Raw genomic sequence first — 16,156 nt, 5'->3', positions numbered from 1 at the left:
GGTTATTTTCCTAGCCTGTTTCTATAAAACCTGAAGCTCTCTGAATACCTCAACAATTGCTTCTATAAGCCCCTTATCTACGTTTTTTTCTGAGGCAGCATCTGGCAGAAGAGCTCTTAAGTCGCCGTGGTCATCGCGTTCAATAACAACTTCAGTTCCATCAACATCCACATACAGTTTATAACCATAAGAGAAAGTAGCAAGCTTTCCGTTGAAAAGCAGGTCCTGCCCTTTATAAGTTACCGGTACTTCAAATTCTTCCATTGCTGAGAGGTTCTTTCTTTTAAATCCCTGTAAAGATCGGAAATTTTAATGGATATGGTCAAATAAATTGATATGATAAAGCTTAATTGAGGTATATCTTAAGATTTTATGCGATAATCAGTATCTTTATCTTTTGTGAGAACATTCCAGACAAAGGAATAATAGAAGTAGTTTGAATTTGAAAAATCATGAAAAGTAAAATCACCCTGTTCTGGCTGAGACGTGATCTGAGGCTGGAAGACAATATCGGACTCCACTATGCGCTTCAGTCAGGTGCTCCGGTAATGCCTGTTTTTATATTTGATACCGATATTCTCGGAAAGCTGGAAGATAAAGAAGACCGGCGGGTTGATTATATTCACCAGGTTTTGTCGGAGATCAATATTTCATTAAAAAAATACCATTCAAAGCTCAATACATACTATGGCAAACCTATTGAAATATTCAGGAAATTGTCTGAAGAATATGATATTGAAAGTGTATTCTGTAACCGGGATTATGAGCCTCAGGCGATTGAAAGAGACAAGGAAATCTATTATTTTTTTACTGAAAAGAAGATTCCTTTTAAAGCCTGTAAAGATCAGGTGATTTTTGATAAAGACCAGATTGTTAAAAAAGACGGCACTCCATACACGGTGTACACGCCTTATACAAAGAAATGGCGGGAATTATTAACGCCTGAACATTATCAATCGGTTACATTAAATTTTAAAAACCTCTTTTCACAGGTATACTCTGATATCTTAACGTTAGAGGAAATTGGTTTCAAAAAAACAGATTTTAAATTTTCTAAGCCTGTTCTGGATGCTTCCATTATTGATGATTATGACCAATACCGTGATTATCCGGCATTACAGCATACAACACAGCTGGGAATTGCCTTGCGCTTTGGAACCATCAGCATCAGAAAATGTGTGGCTTTTGCGTTGAAGCATAATGCTGTATGGCTTTCGGAACTGATCTGGCGTGAATTCTTTACGCAGATTTTATATCATTTTCCGCACGTTGTTCATCAGTCTTTTAAAGAAAAGTATGATGATATTCAGTGGCGGAATAACGAAAAAGAGTTCAGACACTGGTGCGAAGGAACAACAGGATATCCCATAGTAGATGCCGGGATGAGAGCGCTTAACCAGACAGGATATATGCATAACCGCGTGAGGATGATTGTGGCAAGTTTTTTATGTAAACATCTGCTGATAGACTGGAGGTGGGGCGAAGCCTATTTTGCTTCAAAACTGAATGACTATGATCTTGCAGCCAATAACGGGAACTGGCAGTGGGCGGCAGGAAGCGGCTGTGATGCAGCACCTTATTTCAGGGTTTTTAATCCGACAGCACAGGCTGAAAAGTTTGATAAAGACCTGCAGTATATTAAAAAATGGCTCCCCGAATGGAATACTCCTGAATATCCTTCACCCATAGTAGAACATACGTTCGCCCGTGAAAGAGCTTTATCTGAGTATAAGAAAGCACTGGCATAATATGATCAATAAAAATGTTATCTGGAACAGATTTACTCCTTGCCATATGATTGAGATCATATTCCTATGATATAAGCGCTTATTATATTTGGCCCATTGAAAATTTCATATTTCTGACAAATTACAGTATGACCTCTCAGTGATTCGGGAGGTTTTTTTGTGGAAATCTCAAAAATATTGATAAACTAATTCTAAAATCAGGAAAAATATCAATCAGAAAAGATTGCTACACAGATCTTACGGTTTTCCGTAGAGTTATGACTACAATCATAACCGTAAAAATACGGAGGTATTATATTTGGAACGATAATTAAAATTGTTTGAAAAGAGACATTTTTTACCTCCTGATATATTGGGAGGTTTTTTTGTAAAAGATTTTTAAATATCAGATTCTGCGGTATATTATTCTTTTGGAGAATAATTTGTAATTTTATTATTCAAACCAGGCCTCATAGTTCAATGGATAGAATAGAAGTTTCCTAAACTTTAGATCCAGGTTCGATTCCTGGTGGGGCTACAATCCATGTTACAAAAGGGTATATAGATAAAAGAATCTGCCCTTTAGGGGCAGATCCAGTAGATAATACATCTCATTTTTTTAATTAGACAACAATAAAAAGCACAGCCGACAATGCTGTGCTTAAATTTTTATTTCAAATTTAATTGCAATTTCAATAGTAGTAAGAAAAGCAAATAAAGTTTCCACTTCGATTTTTATTACATAGTAAATGTAGTGATAATTTTAATACGAAATATGAATTAAATGTTAAAATTCACAAGTTATCCACATTTTTTTGTGGATAACTTGTGAGCATCTTGAAAACTACTGCTGTGAAAGATATTGTAAGACAAAATCATTTAGGGTCCGCTTTTCTTCATCACTTCCCTTATTATCCATATGATCATGATTGATCAAAGTAGGCTGCACTGTGATATGATATTTTTTCTGTTCTCCTTCATCAGGCAATACGCCCTGATCCGCCGGGTAATCATTGGAACGTAAAGTATAAATTTTAGGTATGGAAGTCCTCGGCAGAAACATTCTACGGTTATCCATTGTGATCAGCTTATACACCATATTAGGATGCTGGTTGCTGAACAATGCAGCCATATCACCGCCATTGGAGTGTCCTATTAAGGTAAGATGCCGGAAATCGAGATCAGGTTTTGTTTTTTTAAGTTCATTAATCACAAACAGAATATTGTCCGAGCCACTTTGCCAGAAGGGTCTTCTCACGATCTGCGGAATTCCTTCCGTAGGAATTAAATTGTCTGTCGCAAGTTCATGCTGAATACTTACCGTGAAATATCCTTTTGAAGCCAGCTTTTCCGTTAAATAAGAATAAACAAAATAATCTCCGCCTTTGTTGAAGCCATATCCATGGTTGAAAATAATCACTTGTTGGTTGGGAATCTTTTTATTGGTTTCAGGCTGATAAATGGCAACCGGAATCTTACGGTGTCTGCTTTGATCAAACAGGGTTAAGGTATCCAGTTATACCTCGTAATCCTTGTGTTCAGTTTTCTTTTTTTGAACAGAACAGCTTGTGATCAACAAAGGAATTGTAAAAATAGCAGATATGGAATATTTCATGGTTTGATTTTTATATGACAGAATAAAAGAATGACCTTAGCTCGTCTGCAAATATATGAGGTAATTCCAGTGCGGCAAAATGTCCTCCTTCATCCATTTTTTTAAAGCTGGTTACATTTACAAACCGTTCTGCCCATTCTTTGGGAAACTGAGCTTCACGGGGAAATACAAGCACACCTGCGGGCACGCTACTTTTCTGATGAACCTGAGTTCCGCTCCATAAAGCAGCTGCGTCTTCCTTATACATTCTGGCAGAAGAACCTATGGTTTGGGTTACCCAGTAGATCATAATATTGGTAAGCATTTCGTCTTTTCCGCCAAATGCAGTTTCAATGAGTTCCGGAGGGGCGCCTGTGTTCACAAAACTTATGATCCAGCCTGCAAGTCCTGCAGGAGAGTCATTAAGGCCGTACGCAAGCGACTGAGGTTTGGTAGACTGTACCATCGCATAAGCACCTTCACTATACCACCATTGCTGCACAAACTGCGCGAATTTCTTTTCTTCCTCACTCATTGTTGACGGATCCTCCTGACCTGTTGGATATCCTACGTCTGTAAGATGAACGGCTTCCATGACTTCAGGATACTTTGAAGTCAGAGATTTTACAACTCCCATGCCTATATCTCCTCCGGCAGCACAGAACTTTTTATATCCAAGTACTTCAGTCATCAGCTTTTTCCATAAATCTGCTACCTTTTCACTGCTGACAGCTGTTTTATCAGAAAATCCGAATCCCGGGATGGAAGGAATAACCAGATCAAAGCTTTGTTCACCTTCTGTGAGCAATGGAATGATCTTATGGAAACGGTAGTAACTGTCCGGCCAGCCATGAGTAAGGATTAAGGGTTTAGGATTGGGACCTTTTCCCCTGATGTATTGAAAATGAATCAGAATACCGTCTATACGTGTTGTATACTGAGGATGTTGGTTCAACTGCAGCTCATTGATCCGCCAGTCATAATCATTGATCCAGTATTGAATAAGTTCTTTCAGATAGGTTTTGTTGGTTCCGTAATGCCAGCCGGCGTTTTCCGGTTCGTCGGGCCAACGGGTATTTTGTAAACGGGCTTTCAGGTCGGTTATTACCGATTCAGGAATGTTAACAGTAAATGGTTCCATATAATTATATTTTTATTTGGTGTAGGTGGAATGTGTTGATAGTAAGATTGTTATCAAAGTTAAATACTTTATGTTTTATAAAGTGTTGTCAAAATCATAAATTTTTTGATTTTTTAATGCTGAAAAAAATGTAACTTTAATTCATTAAAATCTCGTAATACATATTACTCTTGTTCAGGGTGTATTCTGACCCCTGAAATCTTAGGTTCAAAGTTCTGAACCCAATACATTATTATATCATTATCAAAGCAAAAACAATGTGTTATTTGCTTTATCAATGGTCATTTGCGGATAGTCTGCTTTTGATTATTGATGTTTACTATTAAAAAAAATCATTATGAAAACATATACAATTGCCGTTATCGGCGGAACGGGAAAATCCGGACAATATCTGGTAAAACACCTTCTTGAGAAAGGACATTCTCTTAAGCTTTTACTGAGGCATCCTGAAAACTTTACTCTTCAGAATCCTTTAATTGAAACGGTGAAAGGAGACGCGAGGGATGAAGCAGCTGTCCATAAACTGATCATGGAAACTGATCTTGTTATAAGTACTTTAGGCCAGCCAAAAGGGGAGAAGTCTATCTTTAGTGATGCTGCGAAAAATATAATTAAAGCAATGAACTCATATGGAATCACCCGGTATATTGTCACTACCGGATTGAGCGTAAATACCTTATCCGATCAAAAAAATAAAAGAGTAAAAATGGCTACAGAATGGATGTATCAAAACTATCCTGAAACTACTGCAGATAAGCAAAAAGAATATGAACTCCTTCTGGAAAGTAATCTGGACTGGACTCTGATCAGGTTACCATTAATCAACCTTACAGATGAAAACTTCACAACTGAAGCAAATCTGACAGATTGTAAGGGAGAGAATATCAGTGCTGCGGATCTTGCCGGGTTTTTGGTTTCTCAGATCGGGAATTCTGATTTTATACGGAAGAGTCCGTTTTTATATAATAAAGTTGTTTAAACTTTACCAAACCACAAAAGTCACAAAAGGTTTGGTTCTGAAAAAACCTAAGTGTTTAAAACTTTTGCGCCTTTTGTGGTTAAAATAATGAATATAAAAGTTTAAACAACCTCAATCTGAAAAATTAAAGAATGCTAAAAATAAGCTGTCACAAAATCGTGACAGCTTATTAATAGATAAAGATCTTTATTTCTTACGCCCATACATCAGAATACGCTTAAAGGCATAAATGGCCGGATATTTTGTAAATCTTTTTGCGATACGGGATTTAAATTCGGTGATGAAACTTTCTTTCTGTTCTCCTTCCAGACGTTCAAGATAAGGCAGTAATGCAGTTCCTGAGATAAAGGCATATAAAGCTTCGTGATCATCTGCAATAATAGGATAAACCTTCTGGAAGATTTCTATATCCTGAATTCCGTTGTCAAATAATATCTGTGCATAATCATCCATGGAAAGTATCGGGGAATCCCGTTTGAAATGATTCAGATAAGATGCATAAGGTTCTTCATCTGTCATTTGCGCCAGGATCTGATTCAGTATATTTTCATTCTGAACAGGCATCTGTATGGCTAACTGGCCTTCTGGTGATAACAGTTCAATGATTTTAGGAAATAAAGTCTCATGATCATCCACCCACTGCAAAGCGGCATTACTGAAGACAAGGTCCCACTTCTGGCCAGATTGTGTTGCTTCTTCAATAGTCTGGAGCTTAAAATGCAGATTATCACTTTCATACTTCTTCGATTTTTCAAGCATTTCTGCTGATGAGTCAATTCCTAAAAATGCAGAACCTGTTAGTTTTTCTGTCAGGATGGAGGTTTGTTCTCCGGTACCGCAGCCTAAGTCAATCGCTTTAATATTGTTTTCAGGCTTGATTAGTGCAGCTAAATCGTAAAAAGGTTTGTAACGCACATCTTTGTACTGATCGTATAGTTCGGGATTCCAGGGCATAAAATAATTTTTGTAATGGTTTAATAAAGATAGATAATCTGAATAAAAAATCGGCTGTTTTTAAAACAGCCGATTTTTTTATTGTTCAAGTTTTTCTTTGATATATTTTGCAGTGTAAGATTTCTTGTTTTTAGTAAGATCTTCAGGAGTTCCTGCAAAAACAACTTCTCCACCATGCTTTCCTGCCTCCGGACCGATATCAATAATATAGTCGGCACATTTAATGATATCAGGCTGGTGCTCAATAACAATCACCGAATGTCCGAGATCGATAAGTGCCTGTAATGATTTCAGCAGTTTCTGAATATCATGGAAGTGAAGTCCTGTAGAAGGCTCATCAAAAATAAACAGCGTTTTGTCTGTTGTTACTCCTTTTACAAGGAACGAAGCCAGCTTCACACGCTGAGCCTCACCTCCGGAAAGGGTAGATGAGCTTTGTCCCAATTGAAGGTAACCCAAACCTACTTCCTGAAGAGGTTTCAGCTTCGTTACGATTTTTTCTTCATTGTTATCTTTAAAGAATTCCAACGCCTCATCTACGGTCATGTGAAGGATATCTGAAATATTTTTCTCATCAAATTTCACTTCAAGAATTTCGTTTTTGAATCGTGTTCCTTTACAAACCTCACATTCAAGCTCGATGTCTGCCATAAACTGCATGGAAACGTTGATCACACCTTCTCCTTTACATTCATCACATCTTCCGCCATCTACGTTGAAAGAGAAATGTTTAGGCTTATAACCCATCATTTTGGCTACTTTCTGCTTGGCAAACAGATCTCTGATATCATCGTAGGCTTTCAGATAAGTTACCGGGTTTGAACGGGATGATTTTCCAATCGGATTCTGGTCAATCAGTTCAATATTTTTAATCAGTTTTTTCGGGAATTCTACAGAATCATAATCTCCTTTTTTACCTCCCATTCCAAGCTGGATCTGAATATCGTTGGTAAGAATCTCTTTCATCAAAGTAGATTTTCCGCTTCCTGAAACTCCCGAGATTACAACAAGGTTTTCCAGAGGAACGTCTACATCAATATTCTTAAGGTTATTCTGACGGGCACCTTTAATGTGAATCCATTCTTTTGCTTTTCTTCGTTTTTGCGGTACTTCAATTTCCAATTTTCCTGTAAGGTATTCTGAAGTAAGGGTGTTGGCTTTTTTCAGATCCTTATAATCTCCGGAAAATACCAGCTCTCCACCAAGATAACCAGCCTCCGGCCCGATATCAATAATGTAGTCTGCTGCTCTCATCACATCCTCGCCGTGTTCTACTACAATGACGGTATTTCCAAGGTCACGGAGATTTTTCAATACTTCGATGAGATTTTCAGTATCTTTGGAATGCAGCCCGATAGAAGGTTCATCCAGAATATAAATAGAACCTACCAATGAGCTTCCCAGGCTTGTTGCAAGGTTGATTCTCTGGCTTTCTCCTCCCGAAAGCGTATTGGAAGTCCTGTTTAAGGTCAAATATCCTAATCCTACCTTTAATAAAAATTCCAGACGGGTTGTAATTTCATATAATAACCGTTTTGCAACCTCTTTATCGTGCTCTGAAAGCTTGAGTCCATTGATCAGCGGAGCGAGCTCATCCAGAGGAAGCTCGATCATCGACTGGATATTATGCCCGTCTACTTTTACCCAGCTTGTTTCTTCACGAAGTCTCAATCCTTCACATGTCGGGCAAAGGGTTTTTCCTCTGTAGCGGGAAAGCATTACCCTGTACTGGATTTTATAGAGGTTTTCCTCAAGCATTTTGAAGAAATTATTGATGCATGGGAAATTACTCCTGCCATCACCTTTCCAAAGGAAGTTTTTCTGTTCTTTTGTTAGCTGGTGATAAGGTTTGTGAATAGGGAAGTCACCCGCTTTTTTGATGAAATCTTTTTTCCATTCACTCATGGTTTCTCCTCTCCAGCATACCACCGCATCTTCGTAGACCGACAGTGTTTTGTTAGGAACGACAAGATCTTCATCAATTCCGATGACCTTTCCGTATCCTTCACATGCCGGACATGCTCCGTAAGGGTTGTTAAAGCTGAAAAAGTGGACATTTGGTTCAAGAAATTCCATTCCGTCCAGCTCGAATTTATTAGAGAATTCTTTCACCTTTCCGGTATCTGTGTTCTTCAATGAACAATAACCGCGTCCTTCATAAAATGCCATCTGAATAGAATCCGCAAGCCTTTGTAAAAAGCTTTCATCCTCTTCATATGAAAAACGGTCAATCACAAGATTGATGGTCATACCTTTTTCAGGGGTAAAACCAAAACTTTCCAGATCTTCAATGCCTGCTATATTTCCATTAATTTCAAGTCTTGTGAAACCTGCCAGTTTTAAAACATTTAAAGTCTCTTTAAAATTATCCGTATCATATTCCAGTGGCGCTGTCAGCAGGAAAGAACTGTCTTTTTGGGATGCTTTAATAAAATCTACCACATCGGAAACCGAATCTTTTTTTACTTCTTCTCCGGAAACGGGAGAAAAAGTTTTTCCGATCCTTGCAAACAAAAGCTTCATATAATCATAAATCTCCGTAGAAGTTCCTACAGTAGAACGGGGATTGGATGAAATTATCTTCTGCTGGATTGCAATAGACGGTGCAAGCCCTTTGATGTCGTCTACTTTTGGTTTTTCTAATTTTCCCAAAAACTGACGGGCATAGGAGCTTAAACTTTCAACATATCTTCTCTGTCCTTCTGCATAAATGGTATCAAAAGCCAAAGATGATTTACCGCTTCCTGAAACCCCGGTAATAACGATCAGTTTGTTCTTCGGGATCAGGACGTCTATATGTTTCAGATTGTTAAGATGTGCATTCTTAACAAAAATCTGTTTTTTTATGTCTATTTCTGTTGTGTTAGCCATATTTTGTTTATTCATAAAGTATCTGTACAGCAATAAGGCTGTCAGAATAATGGTGTTTTGCCTCAGTATATGCCAGGGCTGTCATCAATTGAAACATTGAATATATTCCTGAATTCGTCTGTCAGTTCGCAGCAATATTTTTTAGAATGCTGTTTCAATATACAGTTGAAAAAGAATGTTTTTCATCGTAAAATTAAGACCCACAAAATTACGAAATTTTAGTGAAAATCTTATGTATATCTTATTGTTAAAAATTGTTATAGCGAATGTTAAATCTGACCGTTAAAATCGGAATATACTTCTCAAAAAACAATAAAAAAGAGCTTGTTTTACGGACTTACTTTTATTTGACTATTTATTTTAGGGTATTTTATCTAATTTTTTTTAATATGTTGTATTTTTTTATTTAACTATTGTTTATATTGTAAAATTATTTAAAATTGTACCCGTAAATATGTAATATAGAAATGAGAAAATTATTCAGAGATCTAGTTACACATTTAATGAGAAAAAGATAGAAATTACTCCCTCACACAGATGCAGCATAATGTTGCATCTTTTTTTATGACAACTATCATTTGCCTGTCTTGGTGAACTCCCTTACTTTTGGAGCCTGTTAAAAAAACTACGGAAACGATTATGATCAAAAAGATAGGAAGTGCTTTTTTTCTGGGATCTCTACTTTGGGTAAATGCACAGGAAAAGACAACAGATATTGAAAGCATTGAATTTCAGGGAAAATTTATCTCTACACCTTATAAAAGCGCCAACCAGAACATCAGTGTTATTACCAGAGAAGATATTGTAAATTCTCCTGCCAAAAGTATCGACGAAATTCTTCAGCAGGTGCCGGGAATGGATATCAGGAGGAGAGGAGCCAATGGCGTGCAGAGTGATATCGGTTTCCGTGGAAGCTCTTTTGAACAGGTTCTCCTGTTGTTGAATGGCATCAGGATGAATGATTCCCAGACCGGACATAATAATATGAATCTCCCGGTAGATCTGGATGATGTAGAAAAAATAGAAGTGATAAAAGGCCCGGCTGCAAGACGTTTCGGGCAAAACGCTTCTTATGCCGGAGTTATTAACATCATTACGAAAACTGCTCCAGGAAAAAAAGTGAAGATCAGTGCGGAAGGAGGAGATTACGGCTCATATGGTCTTGGATTTAGTGCACAGGTGGGAAATGAGAAGTTTACCAATTCTCTTCAGGCCAATTCTGCTTCTTCAGAAGGTTATATGTTCAATACGGATTACGAAATCAGGAATGTATTTTACCAGGGAAAACTGAATATCAAAAACGGAGATGTAAGAGTACAGGCTGGTTTTTCAGAAAAGAAATTCGGGGCCAATGGTTTTTATGCTTCCAGTACTGCCACAAAACAGTATGAGGAGACGCAGGCTTCTATTGTAAGTGTGGCTCACCAGCAGACTTTCGGAAAGCTTAAACTTAACTCAAATGTGTATTGGAGAAGAGGGCAGGATATGTATCTTTATGACAGATGGAATCCTGACTTTTACAGAAATATGCATATCGGGAATAATGTAGGCGGGGAAGTAAATTCCAGCTACCAGTGGGGATTGGGAACAACCGGAATTGGAGTTGAGCTTAGAAAAGAGTTTCTGGCGAGCAGTAATTTAGGGAATAGAAACCGTTTTGTTTCCCAGGTTTTCTTTGAACATCATTTTTCATTACTGGACAAAAAACTGAATATCAGTCCGGGGATTTCGTGGGCCAATTATTCTAAGGAAGGTAATTTCTTTTATCCGGGGCTGGACGTAGGATATAACTTTAATGCCAATAATAAAATCTACGGAAATATTGCAAAAGTACATCGTATACCAACCTTTACCGAACTGTATTATGTGAGCAGAACAGAACAGGGAAATCCTGATTTGCAGCCTGAAAATGCGGTTTCATCTGAGGTAGGATATCAATATCAGGACAACAGGATTTTAGCTAAAATCAGTGGATTTCTAAGAAATTCCAGTAATTCTATCGACTGGGTGAAAAATGATATCAGTGATAAAGTATGGTTTGCCCAGAATGTAGGAGATATCAAAACGAAAGGAATAGAAGCAGAGTGGAGCCACAGACCGGTTGACTGGCTGAAATATACGGTAGGATATACTTATATTGACAGTAAATATGAAGAAAAAGAAGGTCTGGTTTCAAGGTATGTTCTGGATAATCTGAAACATCAGTTTATCTCGAAGCTGGAGGTCAGATTCCTGAAAAACTTTGTCAATGAGCTTGTTTACCGTTATAATGAGAGAGTAAATCTGGGAACTTATAATCTGGTAGATGAGAAACTGAGCTTTGCTGGGAAAGATTACTCTGTTTATGTGCTGATTAACAATCTTACCAATACAAATTATACGGAAGCCTTTGGTGTGGCAATGCCTCAAAGGTGGTTCCACATAGGGTTTTCTTATACGATTAATATTAAGTAGCTGTTAATTTAATATTAATGAAAGTTAATATTAACAAATTGTTAAAAAATATACATTTGCAAAAATTTTTTATGAAACGTCTTATAGGCTTAGGTTTACTACTTGGAATTTCTTTTTTTAAAGCACAGGAACACATTTCCAGCTTCAATGCAGTAACTCTGACCTATAAGTTTCATCCTAAATTTTTCCTGTATGCAGAAGGACAGCTGCGTGGTAATGAAGATTATACATACCCTGATTATTACGAAATAAAAGGAGGATTGGGGTATAATCTCACCAAAAACCATAAACCTTTCATAGGACTGGGAAGATACGTCAATTATAAGGATCATAGTTTAAGCAGGGAAGAATTCAGGGTATGGCTTCAGGATGTTATTGATCTTAAAAAAGGCATCGTGAAGTTTGAAAACCGTTTCCGTGCTGAAAAGAGCTGGTTCTATGAGCCTAAAACAGATCAGACTTCCCAGAGAATGCGTTACAGGTACCGTCTGAACGTAAGTGTTCCTTTAAATGCCAAAACCATCAAGAAAGGAACTGTTTTCGCCAATGCGTATGACGAGGTTTTCTTTGTCTCTCCGATGAAGCCTACTTTTGCCAGAAACAGAGTCTATGGCGGTTTCGGCTATCAGATCGATGATTATTTCGGTATCTTGAGTGGCTATCTGTGGCAGCGTGAATTTGAAGCAAAAGGAAATAAAAATCTACATTTTATCTACCTTGCATTAAACATCAACATCGACGGAACAGACCACCATACGAAAACTTACGATTTTCCGGGAGCAGATTAATATTTCTCTATCAGATAACGATAGGCTTTAAGGTATTTATTGAATCTTTTAATATCCTTAGGAGTAAGCTCCCGGTTTACTCTTCTAAGGTCCATATTGTCACGAAGGTCATTCAGTTTTACGGCAACGGAAAGAAGAGATCTTTCTGTTCTTTTGATAAATTCATCATAATCTTCTTCCGGATCAAGCTTTGTCAGGCAGCTGATGGCGAAGATAATATATTCGGGAAACCCTTCCGATCTTAAATAATCCAGGCTAAACTCCTGTGGATGGTCTTCTACCACATCATGCAGTACCCCAACAATTTTTTCATCCAGTGTTTTACCATAGTTCATTACACGCATTACATGGGCAATGTATGGAGCATGGTATTTATCGGTTTGTCCTTTATGAGCCTTATCGGCGATTTTGATTGCTTTATTCAGTAATTCTTCTTTTGTCATTTCTAATGAAAAATAGAGTACAAAAATAAAAAATGCCTTAAAAACTAAAGCATTTTTATCCATAATATTTCAGATGATTTTTACATCGTTGTTTCATCCTCTATATGAGCATGCGGAGCATTGTTTTTTACAGATTCTATTCCGTTTTCCATGCCATTATCGGATTCGTACATCTGGCTGGTTCCTATGATCTGTCCGTTTCCTGCTTTCAGGTTAAAATAACATCTGCCGTCATTGGCTGTGTTTCTTTCAAATTTTGAATCTTCCTGAGCGTTGGTTTTTACCGATGTAATTCCGTTTTCGCATGAAGGTTTGGTGCTGTATCCCTGGCTGGTTAAAATAACCTGACCGTTTCCTGCTTTAAGGTTGAATTGAAAGTCACCGTTTGACCGTTTTGAGATAATAAATTTTCCCATGGTAATAGTTTTTAGTTGGTGTTGTTTATTTTATTTGTGTTGTGTTGTTTTTTTCGGGTTTATATCGAGTTTTTCCCGTGTAATGGCATTCGGAATTTTATATTTTGAATAATCTTTTGCAGGTTCTTTTAAAGCCAGATAAAGGGTTGTATCTTTAGGGGTAAGGGTCAGTATTTTATACAGTTCTTTCTGTGGGTGATCTGATTTTAGCGCAAAATATCCCGGCAATTTATCCTTATTGAGCATTTTTGTGGTATCTGATTCAGGAACTGGTACTGGATTATCCTTTTTTTGTGCTGTAAGCGTAAGGGAAATAAAGAAAAGGGGGAGTAATAATGTTTTCATCAGTTTGTTAATTTAAAATAAAAATACTGATTTTTTTTGAATTATATTTATGAGATAACGATAAATTCAATGTTAGTAATAACAGATAGTGGTAAAAAATAAAAACGCCTCAAAAAAATGAGGCGTTTTAAATCAAATTTATGTTATTAAAGACTAATAAGATCCTTTTTCAATATAATGGGCAGCAATTTTTTCAGTTAAAGCTACTACATTAGGGTGGTTGGTATACTTCGTGAATCTTCTTAAACCGGAAAGCATCATTCTCTGCTCATCTCCTTCAGCAAAAGATACGATTCCTTCCTTAGCAGCAGTGATAATTTTCTCAACCGCTTTATAAAGGTTCAATTGAGCCATAGCTGCTTCTACAGAATCAGGAGAGAAGTGTTTCTCTGCTCTTAATACTGCGGATTCCGCCATATAGATCTGGTTCAGGATTTCAGAAGCATTCAATAATAAATGCTGCTGTTTCTCAATATCCATCATATATTTCTGAAGAGCAGCTCCGGAAACCATTAAGAATACTTTCTTAAGGTTAGCAATAATTGCTTTTTCCTCACTCATAAATTCTGAATAATCAGGAACTTCAAATGAAGGGATACCCATCAATTCTTTGCTGATGGCCATTGCAGGAGATAGCAGGTCTAATTCACCTTTCATGGCTCTCTTGATAAGCATTCCTACTGCTAACAATCTGTTGATTTCGTTCGTACCTTCATAGATTCTTGAAATTCTTGAATCTCTCCATGCAGCTTCCATAGGAGTATCTTCAGAGAATCCCATACCTCCGTATACCTGAATTCCTTCATCTGCCGTGTGCTGGGCAAGATCAGATACAAATACTTTAAGGATTGAACATTCTACAGCGAATTCTTCAACTCCTTTTAATTCTGCTTCCTGGTGGCTTAGTCCCGCTGCTACCAATTCATCAATTTTATCCTGAACATTTTTAGCAGCTCTGTAAGAACCAGCCTCACTTACAAACACTCCGGTTGCCATCTCAGCAATTTTCTTTCTGATAGCCCCGAAAGTGGAAATTGATACACCAAACTGCTTTCTTTCGTTAGAGTACTGGATAGAGTGGTTTAAGATTCTTCTCTGTGCATCAAGACACGCTGCAGCTAATTTGATACGGCCTACGTTCAATGCATTTAAAGCGATTTTAAAACCGTTGTTTCTCTCTCCTAAAAGATTTTCCACAGGGATCTTCATGTCATTAAAGAACACCTGGCGTGTAGATGAAGCACGAATACCCAATTTATGCTCTTCTTCACCGAAAGTTAAACTTTCAGGGTTTTCAAGCTCAGATCTGTTGATTACAAATCCGGTAATGTTTTTATCATCATCAATTTTAGCGAATAATGTAAATGTATCTGCAAATCCTGCATTAGAGATCCACATTTTCTGTCCGTTGATGATATAATGTTTTCCGTCTTCGGAAAGTTTTGCTCTTGTTTTACCTGAGTTGGCATCAGAACCTGCATCAGGCTCTGTCAGACAGTAAGCCCCGAATTTTGTTCCTGTTGCTAAATCCGGAAGGTATTTTTTCTTTTGCTCTTCGGTTCCGTAAAGAACGATAGGAAGGGTTCCGATTCCGGTATGCGCTCCGTAAGCTGTTGCCAAAGAACCAGTTGTTCCGGAAAGATAATCGCAGGCAAGCATTGTGGTCACAAATCCCATTCCAAGGCCTCCGTATTCTTCAGGAACAGCGATACCCAACATTCCTATTTCGCCCAGTTTACGCATTGTTTCTTCCGTAAATGCATAATCTTTCTTTTCGAAACGCTCTTTTTGAGGAACTACCTCTCTGTCTATGAATTCTTTTGCTGAATCACGAAGCATCTTTTGCTCCTCATTCAGTTCTTCAATACTGAAAATTTCGTTTGCAGGAATTTGTTTGATCAGGAATTCCCCGCCTTTTAATGTAGCCATATGTTATTTTGTTATTTAATTTTTGAGACATTTAGAAAATAGACAAATAGATGATAGACTTTCATCCTTGTCTATTTTCTTTCGGTCTATTATCTCTTAGTCTTTTTCTTAATCTCTGTTTAAAGTATTCTGAAATACCATTGTTGCTTTTTGAAATTCTTCAATCTTAATTTCAAAGATTTCAGTTTTTTCATCAGATAAATATTTTCTATGATTTGCTAACAATATTTGTGTTTGCAATTCAAATGAAGAACCTAAAGAAATATCTAAAAAATGACTAAAAGACTTATTCGTCCTGCTTGAACCTTCAGCTATATTTGATGGAATTGAAATTGCACATCTGTCCATTTGATTTTTCAAACCATACTTTTCATAAGTCGGAAAAGTATCTGTAAAATCTAAAGTTAATCTTGATAATTCCATACTCATTTGCCAAATTTTAAGCTTCTTAAAATTGTGCCTCTTAAAATCATTCATACATTTTTGGTGTCTTTAAGTCTATTATCTATCCGTCT

Annotated in this window: 14 protein-coding genes and 1 tRNA gene; 5 read left to right on the top strand and 10 right to left on the bottom strand. The window is 37.1% G+C overall.

What is annotated here, in order from left to right:
- Positions 1-21: 21 nt before the first annotated feature.
- Positions 22-264, bottom strand: coding sequence for a hypothetical protein (locus tag ACE3RB_RS01620; protein ID WP_374462581.1), 243 nt, complete (start codon positions 262-264; stop codon positions 22-24).
- Between the two features lie 188 nt (positions 265-452).
- On the opposite strand from ACE3RB_RS01620, the gene ACE3RB_RS01615 reads away from it, so the two are divergent.
- Positions 453-1,748, top strand: a complete 1,296-nt coding sequence (locus ACE3RB_RS01615) for a deoxyribodipyrimidine photo-lyase (protein WP_374462580.1) — start codon at positions 453-455, stop codon at positions 1,746-1,748.
- A 445-nt stretch (positions 1,749-2,193) separates the two neighbouring features.
- Positions 2,194-2,265: transfer RNA gene (locus tag ACE3RB_RS01610), tRNA-Arg, on the top strand.
- Positions 2,266-2,571: 306 nt separating this feature from the next.
- On the opposite strand, the gene ACE3RB_RS01605 is transcribed toward ACE3RB_RS01610, so the two are convergent.
- Together ACE3RB_RS01605 and ACE3RB_RS01600 are read right to left on the bottom strand one after the other, a co-directional pair.
- Positions 2,572-3,189: an alpha/beta hydrolase gene (locus ACE3RB_RS01605; protein WP_374462639.1), complete on the bottom strand. Its 618-nt coding sequence runs from the start codon at positions 3,187-3,189 to the stop codon at positions 2,572-2,574.
- Between the two features lie 163 nt (positions 3,190-3,352).
- Positions 3,353-4,462, bottom strand: a complete 1,110-nt coding sequence (locus ACE3RB_RS01600; protein WP_374462579.1) for an epoxide hydrolase family protein — start codon at positions 4,460-4,462, stop codon at positions 3,353-3,355.
- A 337-nt stretch (positions 4,463-4,799) separates the two neighbouring features.
- Between ACE3RB_RS01600 and ACE3RB_RS01595 the strand changes: the two genes are divergently transcribed.
- Positions 4,800-5,441, top strand: coding sequence for an NAD(P)-dependent oxidoreductase (locus ACE3RB_RS01595; protein ID WP_374462578.1), 642 nt, complete (start codon positions 4,800-4,802; stop codon positions 5,439-5,441).
- 186 nt (positions 5,442-5,627) lie between these two features.
- Here the strand turns inward: ACE3RB_RS01595 and ACE3RB_RS01590 are convergent, their stop codons facing one another.
- Both ACE3RB_RS01590 and uvrA read right to left on the bottom strand, forming a co-directional pair.
- Positions 5,628-6,395, bottom strand: a complete 768-nt coding sequence (locus tag ACE3RB_RS01590; protein WP_374462577.1) for a methyltransferase domain-containing protein — start codon at positions 6,393-6,395, stop codon at positions 5,628-5,630.
- Between the two features lie 78 nt (positions 6,396-6,473).
- Complete coding sequence (gene uvrA, locus ACE3RB_RS01585; protein ID WP_374462576.1) at positions 6,474-9,266, bottom strand: excinuclease ABC subunit UvrA; 2,793 nt, start codon at positions 9,264-9,266, stop codon at positions 6,474-6,476.
- Between the two features lie 639 nt (positions 9,267-9,905).
- Between uvrA and ACE3RB_RS01580 the strand changes: the two genes are divergently transcribed.
- Positions 9,906-11,720 (top strand): TonB-dependent receptor plug domain-containing protein, encoded by a 1,815-nt coding sequence (locus ACE3RB_RS01580; RefSeq protein WP_374462575.1) that lies wholly within the window; start codon positions 9,906-9,908, stop codon positions 11,718-11,720.
- Positions 11,721-11,791: 71 nt separating this feature from the next.
- On the top strand, positions 11,792-12,508 hold the full coding sequence (locus ACE3RB_RS01575) for a DUF2490 domain-containing protein (protein ID WP_374462574.1): 717 nt from the start codon (positions 11,792-11,794) through the stop codon (positions 12,506-12,508).
- Here the strand turns inward: ACE3RB_RS01575 and ACE3RB_RS01570 are convergent.
- The 5 genes from ACE3RB_RS01570 to ACE3RB_RS01550 form a co-directional block, all read right to left on the bottom strand.
- Positions 12,505-12,951 carry a phosphohydrolase gene (locus tag ACE3RB_RS01570; RefSeq protein ID WP_041461800.1) on the bottom strand — a complete coding sequence of 149 codons (447 nt, stop codon included), beginning with the start codon at positions 12,949-12,951 and terminating at the stop codon, positions 12,505-12,507. The two genes, ACE3RB_RS01575 and ACE3RB_RS01570, sit on opposite strands and share 4 nt — an antisense overlap.
- A gap of 80 nt (positions 12,952-13,031) precedes the next feature.
- Positions 13,032-13,367: a YegP family protein gene (locus tag ACE3RB_RS01565; RefSeq protein ID WP_002979847.1), complete on the bottom strand. Its 336-nt coding sequence runs from the start codon at positions 13,365-13,367 to the stop codon at positions 13,032-13,034.
- A 30-nt stretch (positions 13,368-13,397) separates the two neighbouring features.
- Positions 13,398-13,712, bottom strand: coding sequence for a hypothetical protein (locus ACE3RB_RS01560; RefSeq protein WP_374462573.1), 315 nt, complete (start codon positions 13,710-13,712; stop codon positions 13,398-13,400).
- Between the two features lie 153 nt (positions 13,713-13,865).
- The gene (locus tag ACE3RB_RS01555; RefSeq protein ID WP_374462572.1) at positions 13,866-15,641 is read right to left on the bottom strand and encodes an acyl-CoA dehydrogenase family protein; all 1,776 of its coding nucleotides are present in this window, start codon (positions 15,639-15,641) and stop codon (positions 13,866-13,868) included.
- Positions 15,642-15,749: 108 nt separating this feature from the next.
- Positions 15,750-16,118: a four helix bundle protein gene (locus ACE3RB_RS01550; protein WP_374462571.1), complete on the bottom strand. Its 369-nt coding sequence runs from the start codon at positions 16,116-16,118 to the stop codon at positions 15,750-15,752.
- Between the last annotated feature and the right edge of the window lie 38 nt (positions 16,119-16,156).

The sequence above is a fragment of the Chryseobacterium sp. genome, assembly GCF_041914225.1.
In the GTDB taxonomy this organism is placed as follows: Bacteria; Bacteroidota; Bacteroidia; order Flavobacteriales; family Weeksellaceae; genus Chryseobacterium.
The sequence above is the reverse complement of the archived record's forward strand: the minus strand, read 5'-3'. Positions and strand labels throughout refer to the sequence as shown.